This window comes from Streptomyces sp. NBC_00647 (assembly GCF_045207245.1).
In the GTDB taxonomy this organism is placed as follows: Bacteria; Actinomycetota; Actinomycetes; order Streptomycetales; family Streptomycetaceae; genus Streptomyces.
This window is the reverse complement of sequence record NZ_CP109040.1, coordinates 2,398,775-2,417,686: the sequence shown is the minus strand read 5'-3', so window position 1 is coordinate 2,417,686 and position 18,912 is coordinate 2,398,775. Positions and strand designations below refer to the sequence as shown.

Below are 18,912 nucleotides of genomic sequence, written 5' to 3'. Positions count from 1 at the left end.
CGTCGGACGGTGAACGCGCGGAACCGTTCACGTTCGAGCGCGCCCGTCACATGATCCAGCGAACTCCCGTATATTCCGGGCGTGTTGATCGCGGAGGGGGTGCTCCCTACGTCATCATCGCCCGCGAGATGCTGGACACAACACCGAGCGACACCGCTGCCCCGCCCGAGGAGCGGCGTGGTTGTCTCTTCGCGCTCTCCCAGCCGCCGCTGATGATCTTCCTTGCGGTGATCGGCTGTCTGCTGCTCATGGCTTCGCTGCATGACCTGCTGCTGCTCTGAGCTGTACACGGAGCCCCTGGCGTCACCCGCCGAGGGCTCCGTCAGCCCGGCCCTTCCAGAGCGTCGCCCGGCCGTCCCGTCACGCGACCCGCACGGCACCGGCCTGTGAGCCTGCCAATGCGTGAGCCTGCCGCGCTCTCGGCCGTCCGTCCGTCCGTGAGCCAAGCCTGTCGGTCTCTCGGCCGTCCGTCCGTGAGCCTGCCGGTCCCTCGATCGTCCGTCCGTGGGCCTGCCGGTCTCTCGATCGTCCGTCCGTGGGCCTGCCGGTCTCTCGATCGTCCGCCTCTGAGCCTGCGGCCCTCAGCCTGCGGCTTCCTTCCGGCGCGCCCGGTAGGCGGCCACGTGGAGCCGGTTCCCGCAGGTGCGGCTGTCGCAGTAGCGGCGGGAACGGTTGCGGGAGAGATCGACGAACGCCCGTCGGCAGTCAGGGGCCTCGCAGCGGCGCAGCCGCTCCTGCTCTCCGGCGACCACGAAGAACGCCAGCGCCATCCCGCAGTCGGCCGCGAGATGATCGGCGACCGAGGCGCCCGGCGCGAAGTAGTGGACATGCCAGTCGTAGCCGTCATGGTCCGTCAGCCGAGGCGTGGTGCCGGCGGCGGCGACCAGCTCGTTGATGAGCGAGGCGGCGACACGCGGATCCTCGGCGGCGAAGATCCCCGCGAACCGGCCGCGAACGTTGCGCACGGCCGCGAGATCGTGCTCCGACAGCACGCCGACATCACTGATGTCGTTCCTTCGTACGAAATCGGCGAGGGACGGGACATCGGCGAGCCCGTCCGCCGTCTCGTCCTCCGGCGCGGTGTTCACCAGATCCACCACGGCGTCGAGCGCGCACCGGGTGTCGTGGGTGATCAGCACGATTCGCTCCCTGGCCTGGGGGTCGGGCGAGGGTGCCCGCCCCGATGCTGGCCGATGGTAGTGGCTTCCCGGCGTGGTGGAGACGGGCGGGCCGTCCGCGGGAGAGGGGATCCCGTCGCGGGAGGCGCCTGCGGGCGCGGAGCGGCCGAGCCTCCGGGGGTGCCCGGAAGGTGGCTCCCGGCAGGGAACGGTGTCCGAGGTGCGCCCGAGGCGGAGTGACAGGTGGTGACCGCGGAGCACGGAAGGAGCGTGCCCGGGGTGGGGAGGCCGGGTGGGTGCCGGCCCATGGAGCCGGCCGTGCGGGCCGGGGCGGCGGACGCGCACCGGCGCCGCCGCCGCGGACTGTCCGCGGCGCCGGCGCCGGTGTGATCCTTATGCGGTTGTCTAGGCCCGAGCCGTCTCCCCGAGTGGACGGCGCCGGGCGGCTCTGGTGACGCGTCAGCTCTCGGCCAGGATGTGTGAGAGCTCCGTGTCGAGATCGAAGTGCCGGTGTTCCGTGCCGGGAGGCACGGCTGCGTCCGTTCGCTTCAGGAATGATTCCAGGGCCCTCGCAGGGGCTTCGAGCAGGGCTTCACCCTCCGGAGAGCTCAGGGCGATGCATACGACGCCCTGGCCGTGGCTTCGGGACGGCCAGACTCGGACGTCGCCGGTACCGGTGGGCCGGTGCAGGCCCTCGGCGAGGAGGTCGCGGGCGAACACCCACTCGACGGTTTCCTCGGCTCCGGTGTGGAAGGTGGCGTGCACGGCGTAGGGATCGGCCGTGTCATACCGCAGTCCTGCGGGTACAGGCAGTGAGGACTCGCTCGACACAACGAGGCGCAGGTGCAGCTCGCAGCTGACCGTGGTGTTCATAAGCGCCAGGGCCTTTCGCTCAGTGTGCGCTCGGGGATTCGCACGTCGGCGAAATCGACATGCCACCTACGGTGCCGTTGTAAACCCCTCTGAGTGTTTTGCGTGTCTTTATGTAACTCATCCGGCCGAGGGCACCTTCGCCGGATAGGGCCATTCCGGTGACCGGTTTCTCTCGGGTAGGGTTTGGTCGTATGAATACGGGGAGTGACGAGCCGGGCGAGGTCGCCATGGCGGACGACGAGGCGAAGAATGAGCGAGCGCTCGGTTCTCGGGCGCCGGAATTCATCAAGGCGCGCCGCGCGCTGCACGTGAGCTGGCAGGTGGGTGTTTTCATCGTCGGGCTCGCGGTCGTCGGCGCGGGCGTGGTCATGCTGCCGCTGCCGGGTCCCGGCTGGCTGGTGATCTTCGGCGGCATGGCGATCTGGGCCACCGAGTTCGTCTGGGCCCAGCTGGTGCTCCGCTGGACGAAGCGCAAGGTCACGGAGGCGACGCAGCGGGCGCTCGACCCCAAGGTGCGGCGCCGCAACATCATCCTCACCACGGTCGGCCTCGTGATCGTGGCCGTCCTCGTCGGCGTGTACCTCTGGAAGTTCGGCTTCGAGATGCCGTGGAACATCAAGGAATGACGAGGCCGGCTCGGGTCGCTTCCGAGCCGACTCCGCTGGTCGAAGCCACCCCCTGACATGGGGTAATGTTCTCCCTGCGCCCGGGCGATTAGCTCAGCGGGAGAGCGCTTCGTTCACACCGAAGAGGTCACTGGTTCGAACCCAGTATCGCCCACACATCCGACAGACGGCTCCGCTCCACGGCATCGTGGACCGGGGCCGTTTTCGTCGTCGCGCGGGCGGCCAGGCCGGCCAGGAGGTCGGGGCATCCGGCATCGGGGGTACGGGCACCGCCTCGCCGTCGGTGCCGCGCGTGCCCTCGCTCAATCGCGGCCCCCGCTCGACTCATACGTGGTCCTGATGTCCGGGCTGACCGTGGCGGCCCTCCCGGTTCCGGTGTCCGCTGGAGTACGACCTCCTCCACTGCCGCCGTGTCGGTTGTCGGGGCGGGTGCCTGCGTCGATCTGCACGAGTGGGCGGGGGCCGCTGGGGCGGAGGGTGCCGTCTGGGGCGCCGAGTCGGACGCCGTGTCGTTCGGGGCCGGTTGCCGAGCCGCCTCACGGCGCACAGGTGTTGGTGTGGGGCGCAGGCGCCTCGGTACGTCACGCCGTGCCGTTGCGGGTGCGGGTGCGGGTGCGGGTGCGGGTGCGGGTGCGGGTGCGGGGCGCGGGCGCCTCCGTACGACCTGCGGGCCTCGCGATACGGCGGCCGGGCCCTCCCGCACGGAGCGGGATTCGTGATCCGGTCGGAGGTGCCTGTCCGCCGCCTGACCTGTGTCGATCCAAGAGTTCGGATGCTCGGCCGGCCCTGCTCGGCATGTACGCACTCTCGCCGATCAGCGCCGGCCGGATGGCACTTCGACGAGCGGCTCACCATCGCAAAACGGCAGCTCGGTGCCCGTCCCTTGAGGCATGTCCCGTCGGCCTGTGGCCCGCATCGGCTTCGACGGCCCTGGCGTCGGAGGACGCTGCACGGAAGGCGTCCGCGTCGAGACGCGTCGCCCGGGTGACATCCAGTCAGGCATCCTGGCGCCGAGCCGGCAGCACGGCGAACATCCCTCCAGCCCGTGCCTCTTGAGCCGGAGCGGACGGTGCCGCCGGGGGCGTACGGCAGGGCTGTGGGCGGGACGGGCTGCGTGCCGCGGGGGTGTATGGCAGGGCTGTGGGCGGGACGGACTGTGCCGTCGGCGGCGTACGGCAGGGCTGTGGGCAGGACGGACTGCCTGTCGCCAGGGGGTCTACCGCACCGCTGTGCCGACGGAACGGACTGGGCCGGCGACGGCGTACGCAGGGCTGTGTCGACCGGGCGCGGAAGGTCCGCGCCCCCTCCCGGCATCAACGCCCCGGCTTCAACGCCCCCGACATCAACCCCCCACCCATCACGCTCCGTTCCCGTGCCCGCCGCCAACACCCGCGACAGCAGTACCTTTTCGGCCGCGTGCGCGGCCCGCCTCGTCGTCGGAGAATCGTTCGACCGGTCGACCGTGCGCGTCCGACCTGCGTAGTCCTGTTCGCCTGCGCCGATGCCGCCGCGCGGCCCGGCGCGACGGGATCGAAGCGCCGCACATCAATTCCTGTCCGAATCATTGACGCGCCCGAAAGCCCTCCGTACCTTGTGCCAGCAAGCGCTTACTTGAAACGATTCATGCAGGCGGCGACGACGTTGCGGGGAGGCCCGACAGTGGGAAACAACGGGAGTGTCGAGAGGCGGACGGTCCTCAAGGCCGCCGGAGCTTCGCTGGCCACGCTGGGGCTGGCCGCGACGACCGGGTGCGGTGGGGACGGTGGTGGCGCCGGGGACGGGACGGTGACGATCCGTTATGCCTGGTGGGGTGCGGACGAGCGGGCGAAGAGGATCAACCAGTCCATCGCGCTCTTCGAGAAGAAGTACCCGAAGATCAAGGTGAAGACGGACTTCCAGGATTATGTGGCCTTCTGGGAGAAGTTCCAGACGCAGGCGGCCGGGGGAAATCCGCCGGACGTATTCCAGAACGCCGTCGGATTTCTGCGGAAGTACGACAAGCGAGGGATCCTGCTCGACCTCAAGTCCCAGATAGACGCGGGAAATCTCAGCCTGGAAAACTTCCGCGCCGGAGTCGAGAAGGTCGGTCAGGTCGACGGAAAGCAGCTCGGTATTCCCGTCGGATCCAACACCATGTCACTTGTCATCGACGAGAAGGTGTTCGAGAAGGCCGGCATCGAGCCGAAGCAGGGCTGGACCTGGGACGAGTACTTCGCCGCGCTCAAGAAGATTCACGACAGCGAGAAGACGGCGGGCGACACCGGCTACTTCAGCATCATGTACCTGTACGACCTCTATCTCCGGCAGAACGGCAAGGCGTTCTTCACGAAGGACGGACTCGGTTTCGACGAGGCCGATCTGACGGAGTGGTGGACCGACGGCTACAACCGCGTCAAGGCCGGCATCATCACCGATCCCAAGCGGGTCGAGCAGGACAAGCCCAAGTCCTCGCTCTCGGCGGGCCACGCCGCCTCCGAGTTCACCTGGGACAACTTCACCGTCCGCTACACGGCGGAGGGCGACAGCAGTTACGGACTGGCGCCGATCCCGACAACCGACGGCAAGCAGACCGGCCAGTACCTCGCCTCCCTGATGCTCAGCGCCTCCGCGCGCACGAAGCACCCCAAGGAGGTCGCCCAGTTCATCAACTTCATGGTCCACGACCCCGGGGTCGGCAAGATCATGGGTTACGACCGCGGCATCCTGGCGACCACCGAGCAGTACGACGCGTTCAAGCCGGCCGACGCTCCCAGCAAGGCCATCGCGCAGTACGAGCAGGATGTCGCCGCGGCCGGCGTGCTCGGCACGATCACTCCGCATCCGGCCGGTGCCGACACCGTCGAATCCGCCTTCCTGCGCATCGGCGGTGACATGTCGCAGGGCACCACCAAGGTCTCCGACGCGGTGAAGCAGTTCTTCTCCGAGGCGAAGACCGCCCTCGCCGTCTGATGGGAACCGCCGTGACGCTCGTCAAGGACTCTCCGCCCGACGCACCGGAGATGAGCCCCGCGGCCCCCGCCGCCGAAAGGCGGCGGGGGCGCCGGGAGAATCTCGTCGGCTATCTCTTCATGTCCCCCTGGATCGCGGGCTTCCTGCTCCTGACCGCGGGCCCGATGGCCGCCTCCCTCTACTTCGCCTTCACCGACTACAACCTCTTCAGTTCGCCGAAATGGATCGGCTTCGACAACTTCACGACGATGTTCGACGATCCCCGGTGGCAGAAGTCGGTCGAGGTGACGGCCAAGTACGTCGTCATCGGCACGCCGCTCAAGCTGTTGCTGGCGCTCGGGGTGGCCCTGCTCCTCGCGCAGAGCCGCCGTGGCCAGGGCTTCTACCGGGCGGCGTTCTACGCCCCGTCGCTGATCGGCGCGAGCGTCTCGGTCGGCTTCGTGTGGCGCGCGCTGTTCTCCGACGACGCCGCCGTGGACCGTGTCCAGTCGTTCCTCGGTCTGCACACCGGGGGCTGGGTCGGCGACCCGAACTGGGTGCTCTACAGCCTGGTCGCGCTCACCGTCTGGCAGTTCGGCGCGCCCATGGTGATCTTCCTGGCCGGGCTCAAGCAGGTGCCGAAGGAGCTGTACGAGGCGGCCGAGGTGGACGGCGCGGGACCGCTGCGGAGGTTCTGGAGCATCACGCTGCCGATGATCTCGCCGGTGCTGTTCTTCAACGTGCTCCTGGAGACCATCCACTCGTTCCAGATCTTCGGATCGGCGTACGTGGTGTCCAACACCACCTGCGGTCCGGCCGACGCCACGCTCGTCTACACCTGCTACCTCTACCAGAAGGGCTTCAAGGAGTCCCAGATGGGTTTCGCCTCCGCCATGGCCTGGATGCTGCTGCTCGCCGTCGCGCTGGTGACGGCCGTTCTCTTCTGGTCGCAGAAGCGCTGGGTGCACTACGAGGAGGACGCCCGATGAGCGGCATCACCGGCAAGGCATTCGGCTCCGGCGCCACGACCGCCCCGGGACGCCCCGGGAGGTCCGGACGCAAGCGCACCGGCTCGCTCGCCTGGCACCTCGGGGCGCTGCTGGTCCTCGCGGTCGTCCTCTACCCCGTGCTCTGGGTGCTCGGTGCCTCGTTCAAGCCGAGCCGCGAGATCATCGGGAGCCTGGACCTCTTCCCGACCAGCCCGATCCTCGCCAACTTCAAGGGGCTGGCGGACGGCATCGCCGACATCTCGATCGCCACCTTCTTCCAGAACTCGCTCTTCTACGCCCTCGGTTCCGTCGTCGGCATCCTGATCTCGTGCTCGTTGACCGCGTACGCCTTCGCCAAGATCCGGTTCGCGGGGCGGAACCTGCTCTTCTCGCTGATGATCGGCACACTCCTGCTGCCGTATCACGTGCTGCTCATCCCGCAGTACGTGATGTTCCAGAAGGTGGAGCTGGTCAACACCTACGTGCCGCTGCTGATCGGCAAGTACCTGGCCACCGAGGCGTTCTTCGTCTTCCTCATGGTGCAGTTCATGCGGAACCTGCCGCGCGAACTGGACGAGGCGGCGCGGCTCGACGGCTGCGGGCATCTGCGGATCTACTGGTCGATCGTGCTGCCGCTGTGCCGCCCGGCCCTCATCACGAGCGCGATCTTCACCTTCATCAACGCCTGGAACGACTTCATGGGCCCGCTGATCTACCTCAACGAGCCCGGCAAGTACACGGTCTCGCTCGGCATGATGATGTTCCGCGACCAGGAGGGGGTCGCCAACTACGGCGGCATGATCGCGATGTCGCTGGTGGCGCTGCTGCCGGTGCTCCTCTTCTTCCTCGCCTTCCAGCGGTACCTGATCGACGGTATGGCGACGTCGGGATTGAAGGGCTGAGATGGCCGTCACCCAGCCGAGATCGCGGGCCGGAGCCGGGGCGACCGCACGGGGCCGTGTGACGCGGAGGAACGCTGCGGCGCGGCGCGGCAGGGCGGCCGAGGCCCGCCGGGCGCCTCGGGAATCCGTCTTCGCCGAGAGGTTCGCCGTCTTCGCGGAGTGTCTGCTCACCGGAGTGTGGATCACGATGGCGGCGCTGCCCCTCGTCACACTTCCCGCCGCGTTCGCGGCCGGCGCGCGGCATCTGCGGCGGCGTACGGCTCACGAGGGCGGCGGATGGCGGGAGTTCGTGGCGGACTTCCGCGCGGCCGCCCGGGGCGGCTGGCTCGTCGGAGCCGGCGGATGGGCCCTCGCGGCGGCGGTCTGGGTGGACGTCCAGGCCGTGCGCGCCGGAATCCCCGGTGGTCCGCTCGTCGGCGCCGTCGGGCTGTTCGCCCTGCTCGGGGGAGCCGTCGCCGGACTGCGCGCGGCCGCGGTCTGGGAGCCGGGTGAGGCATGGCGCGACCTGCTCGCGGATGCCGCACGGCGTACCGTCCTCGATCCCGCCGGGTCCTTCCTGCTCGTCGGCGGGCTGGTCGTGGTGGCCTGCTCCGCCCTGCTCGTCGCGCCGTTGGCGGTCCCCGTCCTGGGGGCCGTCGCGGCGGCGGCCGTCGCCGTCGAGGAGCGCCGGCGACGCCGTTGAGTCCCCTCCCGCGGGCCGGAGCCCTGAGCTGCAGGCCTCTCTCTGTCATGCCCCTGACCATCCGTACGGAAAGGAAAGGCCATGTCCCCCATCCCCCGCAGGTCCCTTCTCAAGGCGGCCGCCGTCGCCGGAGCCGCCGCCCAGTTCAGCTGGGCCCTGGGCAGCGCGAACGCGCAGGCCGCCCCCCGATCCGAGGCCGCGGACGCGGACCCGGTGACTCTGGACTGGCTGGAGGACGGCGGCCTCGGCGCCGCACCCGGTTCCACCGTCGGCGTCCCCTGGCCGAAGGGCACCTACCAGCGGGACCAGACGTTCGCGCTCACGGACGCCGACGGCAAGGCGGTCCCCGGACAGTCCTGGCCGCTCGCCTACTGGCCGGACGGCTCTCTCAAGTGGACCGCGCACGCGGTGAGTTCGGATGCGGGAAAGCTCACCCTGACCGCGGGGGAGCCCACCGCGCCGGAGCGGAAGGTCACCGTCGACAAGAGCGGCGGCACCATCACCGTCTCGACCGGGGTCATCACCGCGAAGATCGGCAAGAGCGGCTCCACGCTGGTCAAGTCCGTGACACGCGGCTCGACCGAGATCGCCAGGAACGGCCGCCTCGTCCTCATCCGTCAGCCGGAGATCGAGGACGAGGACCAGGGCGCCGAGAAGTTCGAGCGGTTCGAGAGCGCGATATCCGCGGTCGAGGTCGAACAGGACGGCCCGGTGCGGGCCGTCGTCCGCATCGACGGCAAGCACCGCAAGGGCGAACGGAGTTGGCTGCCCTTCTCGGTCCGTCTGTACTTCTACGCCGGCGCCGACTCCTTCCGCATGGTGCACACGATCACCTTCGACGGGAAGCAGGAACCCGGGAAGAACAGCGGCGACTTCGTGCGCGGGCTCGGCGTCCGCTTCACCGTGCCGATGCGGGACGCCGCCTACGACCGGCACATCCGGATCGGCGGCGACGGCACAGGCCTGCTCCGCGAGGCCGTCAAGGGCGTCACCGGGCTGCGCCGCGACCCCGGAGCCTCCGTCCAGGCCGCCCAGTTCGCGGGGGAGACGCTGCCCGACCCGTCCACCTGGGACCAGCGGGTCACCACCCGGCTCCAGTACATCCCCGAGTGGGGTGACTACACCCTCTCCCAGCTCTCCGCCGACGGCTTCACCCTGCGCAAGCGCACCAAGAAGGGGTACGGCTGGATCGGTGCCGGCGGTGGCCGGCGCGCCTCCGGCTTCGGTTACGTCGGCGGGCCGAGCGGCGGATTCTCCTTCGGGCTGCGGGACTTCTGGGAGAAGTTCCCCGCCCAGCTCGACATCCGGGACGCCCACACCGACGAGGCCGAGGTCACCCTCTGGCTCTGGTCGCCCGAGGCGCAGCCCATGGACCTGCGCTTCTACCACGACGGCATGGGCCAGGACACGTACGCCGAACAGCTCGAAGGCCTCAACATCACCTACGAGGACTACGAGCCGGGCTTCGGCACCCCCTACGGCATCGCCCGCACCTCGGAACTCCTCTTCTGGGCCAACGAGTCGACCCCCACGCCCGAGAAGCTCGCCGAACAGGTCGACGCCGTACGCGTGTTGCCGCAGCTCGCCGCCCCGCCCAAGCAGCTGATCAAGGCGAAGGTCTTCGGTCCGGGCCTCTACTCCGAGCCCGACCGGTCCACGCCGGCCAAGGCGAAGATCGAGGACCACCTCGACTTCCTCTTCACCTATTACAAGGACCAGGTGGAGATGCGCCGTTGGTACGGCTTCTGGGACTACGGCGACATCATGCACTCGTACGACCCGGTCAGGCACCAGTGGCGCTACGACGTCGGCGGCTACGCCTGGGACAACTCCGAGCTGTCGCCCGACCTCTGGCTGTGGTTCGCGTATCTCCGCAGTGGGCGTGCGGACATCTTCCGCTTCGCCGAGGCGATGACCCGGCACACCGGCGAGGTCGACGTCTACCACCTCGGCCAGTGGGCGGGCCTCGGCACCCGGCACGGTGTCCAGCACTACGCGGACAGCGCCAAACAGCAGCGCATCGCCAACACCACCTACCGGCGCTACTACTACTTCCTCACCGCCGACGAGCGGGTCGGCGACCTCATGCACGCCAACGTCGACTCCGACGAGACCTTCCTGGTCCTCGACCCGATCCGCAAGATCCGCACCGAGCCCTACACGCCGGACCGGCACGCGCTGTCGATCGGCTTCGGCACGGACTGGAGCGGGCTCGTCTCGGCGTGGCTGACCGAGTGGGAGCGCAAGGGCCCCAAGTGGGAGAAGGCCAAGGCGCGCGTGCTGTCGACGATGGAGACCATCGCCGCGCAGCCCAACGGATTCGTCCAGGGCACCGGCCTGTACGACCTCGACACCGGCCGGTTCGCCGTCGCCGCGGAGCCCGTGGTCGGCGTCTCGCACCTCTCCGCGGTCTTCGGCCTGAACGAACTGTGCGCCGAGCTCATCGATCTCGTCGACATGCCCGCCTTCAAGGAGGCGTACCTCGACTACTGCCGCTACTTCAACGCCACCAAGACCGAGCAGGCCGCCCGCTACGGAACGAACTTCGGCACCCTGCTGCTCTTCCAGGGCCACTCACGCCTCGACGCGTACGCCGCCGTGCAGACGGGCGACGCCCAACTCGCCACGCGTGCCTGGACGAAGTTCTACAGCTCCGACGGCTACACCGAGTCCTCGCCCTGGAAGACGGAGAAGCTGAGCGGCCCGGTCACGCTGGTGCCGGGCAGCGAGGCCAACTGGGTCTACACGAACGACACAGCGCTCTACGGCCTCGCCGCCATCGAGAACCTGGCACTCCTCGGCGACAAGATGCCCTCGTGACCGCTGCCTAGTTCATCCTCCCCAGCACCTCCCGCACGCGCCGCGCGTCGCGGATCCGCTGCTCGTACGTGGCACCCAGCGCGAGCAGCACCAGACCGGCGAGTGCGGGAGGCGTCCACCGGGGGAGCGCGTCCACCACCTGCACGATGTACGGGGCGAGTTCGTGCAGGGCGTCCAGCGCGAGCACAGTGCCGCCGAGCACCAGCGGAGCCTGCAGGCGGTGCCGGGCGCCCAGCAGGGTGACGGCGAGCGCCGCCGCGCCCAGCAGCAGCGGGCGCGGCCAGTGCGCGTCGCCCCACGCCGCGAGGAGACTCGGCACGAGCGTCACGGACAGCCCCGGAGCGTACGCCGTCCACGACGACACCGCCGTGTCCCGGCGGCGCCTGAACGCGCCCACGAGCAGCGCCGGAACGGTCACCGGCAGTGTGTACGCCTCCGGGTCGCCGACCCCCCAGGCCGCCAGCCGCACCCAGGCGGCCATCACGAACAGAGCGGTGGCCGCGTAGCCGACAGGACGCCGGTCCTCCCGTACGGCCGTGCCCGCGGCGATCACCCCGCACAGGGCCAGGACCGTGGCGAGCATGGCCGGATCGGCGACCGTGAGCGCGACGGCGACCAGGCCCGCGCCGGCACCGGTGACCTCGACCGACACCCTCGTCGTCACGTCGTCGACGCGCGCCGCCGACAGAGCCGCGACGACGGGCACCACCAGCACGAGCAGCGCGATGTGCTCGGGCCGCAGGCCGAGGGAGGCACCCGCCGCGCAGGCGAGGGCCGTGGCGTACCCGAGCGAGGCGGGCGCCGCGACCGGGCCGAGGCCGGTCCGCGGGGCGGCGGCCGCGAACAGGGCGGCCAGGGCGGCGAGCACCGTCAGGGTCGCGGGCTCAGAGGCCAGCGCGAGGAACGCGAGGCTGAGTGAGGTGAGGAGCGCGAGCACCAGGGCTGTCGGCCGGGGCGGCGTCCGGCCGGCGTACACGAGCAGGGCCACCGTCGTGAGTCCGTACGCGGACAGCCCTGCCACGTAAGGGAGTTCGAAGGTGGCCGGGAGGACGAGCACCGTCGCCCACGTCAGCGTCAGCGCGCCGATCAGGGCCTGGGGACGCCACTGGGCGGCGCGGACGGCCACGATCAGGACCGCGGCGACGAGCGCCAGAACGAGCGGTGCCGTGACCGCGTCCGAGGGCCAGGGCAGATCGCCGGTCACCGCGTCGCGCGCGGTCGCCGGGGCACCCGACCAGACCGAGCCCACCAGGCCGACCGGTCCCAGCAGGGTGATCACGACCACGGGCAGCGCCCACGCCACGGCGAGGGCCTGAACACCGCCGGAGGCCAGGGCGAACCCACGGCGTACGGGCTCGGGAAGTCCCGTCCGTACGACGGCCAACAGGGCGATCCCGCACGCGAGATGACCGGGAACCGTCCACTCTCCGGGCAGGCACGTGCGCAGCACACCGCCGAACGCGACGACGGTGATCAGGCCCCCGGCCGTCGCGGTGCCCGTCGCGACGCCCGGCTTCGGGGTGCCCCACGCCGCTGTCAGGGCGATCGACGCGGCAAGGAGGAGGAGCGCCGCCGCACGGGCGGCGGCGCTCGGGCCGGCGGCCGTCCAGGACAGCCAGCCGGCGGCGAAGGTGCCCCAGCCGCCCAGGCCGTACGCCCCGACGGCGGCGACGACGCGGACGGACCTCTGGGGCATGCGCAGCGCGAGCACCGCGTCGAACGCCGCCGTGACCAGCAGGGCGGCCGTGATGGCGTGGGCACCCGCGGCGGCGGCCACGGCCCACAGGAGCAGCGGGGACTGCGCGGCGACCACGGCGGCCGGCAGGGGCAGTCGCAGCGGGACCCGCACTCCGGTGCCCGCGGCGGACGGTTCCGGGGTGCCGGTGGCGGCCGTCCGCACGTCCGTCGTCCGGTGCACGGCGCCCACCGCGAGTCCGTACGCCGCCCATACGGCGGCCAGCGCCGCCGACGCGGTCGCCGTGTAGCCGAGGCCGTCCGTGTCGGGGAGCGCGACCGCGTACAGCGCGTACGCGTCCAGGACCGTGAGCGCGAGGCCGAGCCCCGCCAGCGACTCGGCGGTCGAGCGCAGCCCGCGCCGCAACAGGAGCACGGGCGCGCCGAGCGCGGCCAGCGTCACCGCGCCGAGCACCAGCGACCGGCCCGTGATCCCCAAGTGGCCCCATCCGACCAGCGTGAACGCGACGGCGGCGATGGTCAGCAGGATGCCGCCGAGGAGCAGCAGCACGTTCTGCACACCGGGTGCCGTGGCCTCCGGCCGACGGGTCGCGGGTGCCGGGGGCGGGGTCGGTACCGGCGGCCGGAGCATGTGCACCAGCCAGGCGCGGCGGGTCAGCAACACGGTGCGGCGCGCGTCGAGTTGCCGGAGCTCGGCGTCGAGCAGCCGCAACTCCTCGGCCGGGGACGGGATCTGGGTCATACTCCGGAGTGTGGTACCGGTCACGTCGCCGGACATGAGTGCGCGTACTCACCCCGTACTCAGATCGGCGGAGGGTGCCGTCGGTACATCCGTGCGCCGCTGGGAAGGCTCGTTCCATGGACTGGACCCACTACCGTTTTCACAGCGTCTGGGACCTGCCCGCGCCTCCCGCGGACGTGTACACGGTCCTGGAGCGGGCCGAGAACTACCCGCGCTGGTGGCCCCAGGTGCGGGAGGTGACCCGCGTCGACGACGACACCGGCGTCATCCGGGTCCGCTCGGTCCTGCCGTACGACATCACCTTCACCGCCGGCACGGTCCGCCGGGACCCGGTGGCCGGCGTCCTGGAGATCGCCATGTCGGGCGACCTAGACGGCTGGGCGCGCTGGACCTTCGACGCGACCGGTTCGGGCACCCGTGCCCGGTACGACCAGGAAGTGCGCGTGACCAAGCCGCTGCTGCGGCGGCTCGCCGTGCCGGGACGCCCGTTCTTCCGCGCCAACCACGCCTTGATGATGCGCGCGGGACGGCGCGGACTCAGGGCCCGTCTCGAAGCGGTTTGAACCCCACCCGCCGGGACCTGTATTGTTCAGTCCGTTCCCGGGCGATTAGCTCAGTGGGAGAGCGCTTCGTTCACACCGAAGAGGTCACTGGTTCGAACCCAGTATCGCCCACCCGGAGAAGACCGGTCCGTCACCGACGGACCGGTTTTTCGTTTGCTCGCGGGCATCGCGCCTGGTCAGGCCGCCGCTGGCAGATCCGGGCGCAGAGGCCACGCCGGATCCACCGCCTCAGGCGCACCACTGCGCGCGAACCAGGCCTGCAGCCCGCGCGCCTGTGCCGCGTGCCACACCGCCTGGAGGGTGTGCAGCTCGGCCGGAGACAGCCGTTCCAGCCGGGCCGCGAAACGGCGCCCCACCGCGCGGACGACCTCCAGCGAGGCCAGCGCGTCGGCCGCCGCGTCGTGCGCGCCCTCCAGCGCCACGTCGTACTGCGCGCACAGATCGGTCAGGGTGCGGCGGCCCTTGCGATAGCGGTCCAGATGTTTGTCGAGGACGCGGGGATCGAGCACGCGCAGCGACGCCGACTCGAACCAGTGGTCGAGGGACGAGGCGCGATGCCTGCGCAACTCCCGGTCCAGCAGCGTCAGATCGAACGGGGCGTTCATCACCACGAGCGGGCGCCCCGCCGCGGCCTGTTCGCCCAGTTCCCGGGCTATCTCCTCCATCACGGGCGACGGCCAGCGGCCGTTGCGCTGCAGATGTTCGTCCGTGAGCCCGTGCACCGCCGTCGCACCCGCGGGCACCGGCACTCCCGGGTTCACCAGCCATCGGGTCACCCTCGGACGGGCACCCGCGGCGTCCTGGACGACGACGGCGGCCGACACGATCCTGTCGGTCTCGACGTCCACGCCCGTGGTCTCCGTGTCGAACGCGGCCAGAGGGCCTTCGTACCAGCACGTCATACGCACACAACTCCTTGTTCACCCACGGCAGCTGACGCACCGTCTTCTGCCCGTTTGGTGATACCCGGGCTGTTTGCGCCGTACGCCGGAAGGAGACAACAGAGGTACGGGTCTTTGCAGTTCAGCGGCCCGTCGCGGGGATTCACCAAGCCTGGAAGGCTGTTGGACTCATGGCACTCGCGCAGCCCGAACGGGGCGGGCTGCTGCCCCAGCGGACGGCACCTCATCGCGGATCGCTCGCCACCACCGCCTGCATGGAGACCTTGCAGGTGGGCTACTTGCACGCCGTCGCGGCGGCCGCGGGCTGTTCGCTGTCCCAGCCGTTTCCGGACAACGGCATCGACTGGCACGTCAGCCACAGCGCCCCCGGGCACACGGTCGACGACGAGGTCACCATCAAGGTGCAGCTCAAGTGCACGTACCAGATACCGCCCGACCCTCCGGGGCCCGCCTTCTCCTTCACGCTCGACAACGAGCACCTGGCGAAGCTCGCGCGCACCCCGGTATCGGTGCACAAGATCCTCGTCGTGATGCTCGTGCCCAGGTCCCAGGACGACTGGCTGCGCGCCAGCCACGACCGGCTCGACCTGCGGCACTGCTGCTACTGGATCAATCTCGCCGGGCACGCCATCACGGGCCGGCGCCGGACCACCGTCCGCATCCCGACGGCCCGGATCTTCGACGACCGGGCCCTCTGCGAGATCATGACGAGGGTCGGGACGGGAGGCAGACCATGACACACCGACCGATCGACGAGGTGCTCCGGCCGGTGAGGCCGCACCCCGCCGAGGCCTTCTGGAACGATCCGCCGAACCCCGACCAGGTCGACCCGGCCGTCCTCGGCGCGCTGCTCCGCCGGCACGGCTGGCAGCGCCGCGGGGGAGCGGCCGGACGGTACGGCCGATGGACCCCACCCGGGCCCGGGGGCGGCGGCACCAGCCTGCTGGTGCCGGAGAACCGGGCCTTCCCCGACAGTGACGACCTCCTCGGCGAGGCCCTCGTCGCGCTCGCCCGCAGCGCCTCCCCGTCCGCCCGTGACGTGCTCGTCGCCCTCGCCGTGCCCAGCGACGAGATCCGCTGGTGGCGGGATGTGCCGACCGGTCCCGTGGGCGCCGCTCCCTGGACCGTCGAGGAGCAGCTGCGCGGCGCCGCCCGCCAGATGCTGCTCGCGGGCGCCCTCGCCACGCGTGCGCGTGCCGGCTACTACGGCGCCCGCCACCGCAGATCGGCCGCGGCCTCCCTGGAGAACGTCCTGGTCGGTGCCGAACCGAGCGGCCGCCGCCTCACCGCCTTCGTGCCCGTGGCCACCGGCCGGCCGCTCGCCGTGCGCCTGCACGAGGCACTGTGCGCCGCCCGCGAGGCCATCGACTACCAGCGGGCCACCGGTGGCATGGAGGCCTTCGACGCGGCCGTCGAGGCGGGCGTCAGTCATGAGCTGATGGAAGCCCTGGTGGCCCTCGTCCGCGGCACCGAGGGCGCCCGGATCGCCGTCGAGTGGTCGCCCGCCGCGGGCGTCCCCGAGGGCGGCGCGAACCCCGCCGAGCCCGTCGAGTTCTCGCCCGGCGACCTGCCCGTGCTGCGCGAGGCGGGGGCCCGCTATCTGCTCGAGGAGCCGTCCGTGCCGGTGCGCGTCACCGGCGCCGTGGTCCGGATGCGCAGGTCGGGCCCACGGGGGGCGGGCACGGTACGGCTGCGGGTCATCGCGGGCGCCGAGGTACCGCACGTCCGGATGACCCTGGACGAGGAGGCGTACCGGATAGCGGGCCAGGCCCACCTGGTCGGACTGCCGGTGCGGGTGCACGGGCGGCTGGAGAGCCGAGGCGGCTTCCGCAGGCTCACGGACGCCTCCGGCGTCGTCCCCGTACAGGTCGACGAGGCCGAGCGGGACCGGCTGATGAAGTCGCTCCAGGAGAATCTGGACTTCTTCGAGGAGGCGTGCAGCGAGGACTGAGGGCGCACTGTCCACAACCGTTTCGCGGAGGGCACCCCGGGCTCGGTAGGATTCGGGGCATTGCCATGCCATGCCGTATGTGGTGTGGAGTCGCCTTCAGTCAGGAGAGTCCGGTGTCAGACGTCCGTGTGATCATCCAACGCGATTCCGAGCGGGAAGAGCGCGTGGTGACGACGGGCACTACGGCCGCCGACCTCTTCACCGGCGAGCGCACCATCGTCGCGGCCCGCGTCGCCGGCGAGCTGAGGGACCTCGCGTACGAGGTGCAGGACGGCGAGGAGGTCGAGCCGGTCGAGATCTCCTCCGAGGACGGCCTGAACATCCTGCGCCACTCCACCGCGCACGTCATGGCCCAGGCCGTGCAGGAGCTCTTCCCCGACGCCAAGCTGGGCATCGGCCCGCCGGTCAAGGACGGCTTCTACTACGACTTCGACGTCGAGAAGCCCTTCACGCCCGAGGACCTCAAGGCCGTCGAGAAGAAGATGCAGGAGATCCAGAAGCGCGGGCAGCGCTTCTCCCGCCGCGTCGTCACCGACGAGGGCGCCCGCGAGGAGCTCGCCGCGGAGCCGTACAAGCTGGAACTCATCGGCATCAAGGGCCCCGCTTCCTCGGACGACGGCGCGAACGTCGAGGTGGGCGGCGGCGAGCTGACCATCTACGACAACCTCGACGCCAAGACCGGCGAGCTGTGCTGGAAGGACCTGTGCCGCGGTCCCCACCTGCCGACCACCCGCAACATCCCGGCGTTCAAGCTGATGCGCAACGCCGCCGCGTACTGGCGCGGCAGCGAGAAGAACCCCATGCTCCAGCGCATCTACGGCACCGCCTGGCCCTCCAAGGAAGAGCTCAAGGCGCACCTCGAATTCCTCGCCGAGGCCGAGAAGCGCGACCACCGCAAGCTGGGCAACGAGCTGGACCTGTTCTCCATCCCGGACCAGATCGGCTCCGGCCTCGCCGTCTTCCACCCCAAGGGCGGCATCATCCGCCGGGTCATGGAGGACTACTCGCGCCGCCGGCACGAGGAGGAGGGCTACGAGTTCGTCTACACCCCGCACGCCACCAAGGGGAAGCTCTTCGAGACCTCGGGCCACCTGGACTGGTACGCCGACGGCATGTACCCGCCCATGCAGCTCGACGAGGGCGTGGACTACTACCTCAAGCCCATGAACTGCCCGATGCACAACCTGATCTTCGACGCGCGCGGCCGCTCGTACCGCGAACTGCCGCTGCGCCTCTTCGAGTTCGGCACCGTGTACCGGTACGAGAAGTCGGGCGTCGTGCACGGCCTGACCCGCGCCCGGGGCTTCACGCAGGACGACGCGCACATCTACTGCACCAAGGAGCAGATGGCGGACGAGCTCGACAAGACGCTCACCTTCGTCCTGAACCTGCTGCGCGACTACGGCCTGACCGACTTCTACCTGGAGCTGTCCACCAAGGACCCGGAGAAGTTCGTCGGCTCGGACGAGATCTGGGAAGAGGCCACCGAGACGCTGCGCCAGGTCGCCGAGAAGCAGGGCCTCCCGCTGGTCCCGGACCCGGGCGGCGCCGCCTTCTACGGCCCGAAGATCTCCGTGCAGGCCAAGGACGCCATCGGCCGCACCTGGCAGATGTCGACCGTGCAGCTCGACTTCAACCTGCCCGAGCGCTTCGACCTGGAGTACACCGGCCCCGACGGCTCCAAGCAGCGCCCGGTCATGATCCACCGCGCGCTCTTCGGCTCCATCGAGCGCTTCTTCGCCGTGCTCCTCGAGCACTACGCGGGCGCGTTCCCGGCATGGCTGGCGCCCGTCCAGGCGATCGGCATCCCGATCGGCGACGCGCACGTGGAGTACCTCCAGAAGTTCGCCGCCGAGGCCAGGAAGAAGGGCCTGCGGGTCGAGGTCGACGCGTCCTCGGACCGTATGCAGAAGAAGATCCGCAACGCGCAGAAGCAGAAGGTGCCCTTCATGGTCATCGCGGGCGACGAGGACATGACGGCCGGCGCCGTCTCCTTCCGCTACCGCGACGGCTCCCAGGAGAACGGCATCCCGCTCGACGAGGCCATCGCCAAGATCGCGAAGGTCGTCGAGGAGCGCGCGCAGGTCTGATCGGCGCCGGTCCGAACCTCCGCGTTCCGTC

Annotated in this window: 15 protein-coding genes and 2 tRNA genes; 13 read left to right on the top strand and 4 right to left on the bottom strand. The window is 70.4% G+C overall.

Annotated elements, in window-relative coordinates; genetic code table 11:
• Window positions 1-128 precede the first annotated feature (128 nt).
• Complete coding sequence (locus OG788_RS10630; protein ID WP_266756592.1) at window positions 129-281, top strand: hypothetical protein; 153 nt, start codon at window positions 129-131, stop codon at window positions 279-281.
• Between the two features lie 300 nt (window positions 282-581).
• On the opposite strand, the gene OG788_RS10625 is transcribed toward OG788_RS10630, so the two are convergent.
• Both OG788_RS10625 and OG788_RS10620 read right to left on the bottom strand, forming a co-directional pair.
• Complete coding sequence (locus tag OG788_RS10625; protein ID WP_406370361.1) at window positions 582-1,139, bottom strand: CGNR zinc finger domain-containing protein; 558 nt, start codon at window positions 1,137-1,139, stop codon at window positions 582-584.
• A gap of 438 nt (window positions 1,140-1,577) precedes the next feature.
• Window positions 1,578-1,991, bottom strand: coding sequence for an SsgA family sporulation/cell division regulator (locus OG788_RS10620; RefSeq protein ID WP_003959770.1), 414 nt, complete (start codon window positions 1,989-1,991; stop codon window positions 1,578-1,580).
• Between the two features lie 191 nt (window positions 1,992-2,182).
• On the opposite strand from OG788_RS10620, the gene OG788_RS10615 reads away from it, so the two are divergent.
• From OG788_RS10615 to OG788_RS10585, 7 genes are all read left to right on the top strand, one after another.
• A complete protein-coding gene (locus OG788_RS10615) occupies window positions 2,183-2,617 on the top strand; it encodes a TIGR02611 family protein (RefSeq protein WP_351541639.1) in 435 nt (144 codons plus the stop codon).
• An 82-nt stretch (window positions 2,618-2,699) separates the two neighbouring features.
• Window positions 2,700-2,771, top strand: a tRNA-Val gene (locus tag OG788_RS10610).
• A 1,505-nt stretch (window positions 2,772-4,276) separates the two neighbouring features.
• Window positions 4,277-5,566 carry an ABC transporter substrate-binding protein gene (locus OG788_RS10605; RefSeq protein ID WP_406370359.1) on the top strand — a complete coding sequence of 430 codons (1,290 nt, stop codon included), beginning with the start codon at window positions 4,277-4,279 and terminating at the stop codon, window positions 5,564-5,566.
• Window positions 5,567-5,577: 11 nt separating this feature from the next.
• Entirely contained in the window at window positions 5,578-6,534 is a 957-nt protein-coding gene (locus OG788_RS10600; protein ID WP_406370357.1) for a carbohydrate ABC transporter permease, read from the top strand.
• A complete protein-coding gene (locus OG788_RS10595; RefSeq protein WP_406370355.1) occupies window positions 6,531-7,436 on the top strand; it encodes a carbohydrate ABC transporter permease in 906 nt (301 codons plus the stop codon). The genes OG788_RS10600 and OG788_RS10595 overlap by 4 nt, the downstream gene beginning before the upstream one ends.
• Window positions 7,437-7,494: 58 nt before the next feature.
• Complete coding sequence (locus OG788_RS10590) at window positions 7,495-8,118, top strand: hypothetical protein (protein WP_406370354.1); 624 nt, start codon at window positions 7,495-7,497, stop codon at window positions 8,116-8,118.
• A gap of 81 nt (window positions 8,119-8,199) precedes the next feature.
• The gene (locus OG788_RS10585) at window positions 8,200-10,938 is read left to right on the top strand and encodes a Tat pathway signal sequence domain protein (RefSeq protein ID WP_406370352.1); all 2,739 of its coding nucleotides are present in this window, start codon (window positions 8,200-8,202) and stop codon (window positions 10,936-10,938) included.
• 7 nt (window positions 10,939-10,945) lie between these two features.
• Here OG788_RS10585 and OG788_RS10580 read toward each other — a convergent pair whose 3' ends face one another.
• Complete coding sequence (locus tag OG788_RS10580; RefSeq protein ID WP_406370350.1) at window positions 10,946-13,375, bottom strand: SCO7613 C-terminal domain-containing membrane protein; 2,430 nt, start codon at window positions 13,373-13,375, stop codon at window positions 10,946-10,948.
• A 116-nt stretch (window positions 13,376-13,491) separates the two neighbouring features.
• Between OG788_RS10580 and OG788_RS10575 the strand changes: the two genes are divergently transcribed.
• Both OG788_RS10575 and OG788_RS10570 read left to right on the top strand, forming a co-directional pair.
• A complete protein-coding gene (locus OG788_RS10575; protein ID WP_406370348.1) occupies window positions 13,492-13,938 on the top strand; it encodes an SRPBCC family protein in 447 nt (148 codons plus the stop codon).
• Window positions 13,939-13,977: 39 nt separating this feature from the next.
• Window positions 13,978-14,049: transfer RNA gene (locus OG788_RS10570), tRNA-Val, on the top strand.
• A 65-nt stretch (window positions 14,050-14,114) separates the two neighbouring features.
• On the opposite strand, the gene OG788_RS10565 is transcribed toward OG788_RS10570, so the two are convergent.
• A complete protein-coding gene (locus tag OG788_RS10565; protein WP_351541619.1) occupies window positions 14,115-14,840 on the bottom strand; it encodes a 3'-5' exonuclease in 726 nt (241 codons plus the stop codon).
• Between the two features lie 170 nt (window positions 14,841-15,010).
• Between OG788_RS10565 and OG788_RS10560 the strand changes: the two genes are divergently transcribed.
• The 3 genes from OG788_RS10560 (at window position 15,011) to thrS (ending at window position 18,881) form a co-directional block, all read left to right on the top strand.
• A complete protein-coding gene (locus OG788_RS10560; protein WP_351541617.1) occupies window positions 15,011-15,577 on the top strand; it encodes a DUF4365 domain-containing protein in 567 nt (188 codons plus the stop codon).
• The gene (locus tag OG788_RS10555) at window positions 15,574-16,791 is read left to right on the top strand and encodes a hypothetical protein (RefSeq protein WP_351541615.1); all 1,218 of its coding nucleotides are present in this window, start codon (window positions 15,574-15,576) and stop codon (window positions 16,789-16,791) included. Before OG788_RS10560 ends, OG788_RS10555 begins: the two co-directional genes overlap by 4 nt.
• A gap of 113 nt (window positions 16,792-16,904) precedes the next feature.
• Window positions 16,905-18,881: a threonine--tRNA ligase gene (thrS, locus tag OG788_RS10550; RefSeq protein WP_356757150.1), complete on the top strand. Its 1,977-nt coding sequence runs from the start codon at window positions 16,905-16,907 to the stop codon at window positions 18,879-18,881.
• Window positions 18,882-18,912 lie beyond the last annotated feature (31 nt).

Bases quoted from the DNA above. Each gene is read 5' to 3' on its own strand.
- OG788_RS10580 (WP_406370350.1), bottom strand. From the start codon at position 13,375: ATGACCCAGATCCCGTCCCCGGCCGAGGAGTTGCGGCTGCTCGACGCC.
- OG788_RS10595 (WP_406370355.1), top strand. From the start codon at position 6,531: ATGAGCGGCATCACCGGCAAGGCATTCGGCTCCGGCGCCACGACCGCC.
- OG788_RS10560 (WP_351541617.1), top strand. From the start codon at position 15,011: ATGGCACTCGCGCAGCCCGAACGGGGCGGGCTGCTGCCCCAGCGGACG.
- OG788_RS10565 (WP_351541619.1), bottom strand. From the start codon at position 14,840: ATGACGTGCTGGTACGAAGGCCCTCTGGCCGCGTTCGACACGGAGACC.
- OG788_RS10630 (WP_266756592.1), top strand. From the start codon at position 129: ATGCTGGACACAACACCGAGCGACACCGCTGCCCCGCCCGAGGAGCGG.
- OG788_RS10555 (WP_351541615.1), top strand. From the start codon at position 15,574: ATGACACACCGACCGATCGACGAGGTGCTCCGGCCGGTGAGGCCGCAC.
- OG788_RS10585 (WP_406370352.1), top strand. From the start codon at position 8,200: ATGTCCCCCATCCCCCGCAGGTCCCTTCTCAAGGCGGCCGCCGTCGCC.
- OG788_RS10620 (WP_003959770.1), bottom strand. From the start codon at position 1,991: ATGAACACCACGGTCAGCTGCGAGCTGCACCTGCGCCTCGTTGTGTCG.
- OG788_RS10575 (WP_406370348.1), top strand. From the start codon at position 13,492: ATGGACTGGACCCACTACCGTTTTCACAGCGTCTGGGACCTGCCCGCG.
- OG788_RS10615 (WP_351541639.1), top strand. From the start codon at position 2,183: ATGAATACGGGGAGTGACGAGCCGGGCGAGGTCGCCATGGCGGACGAC.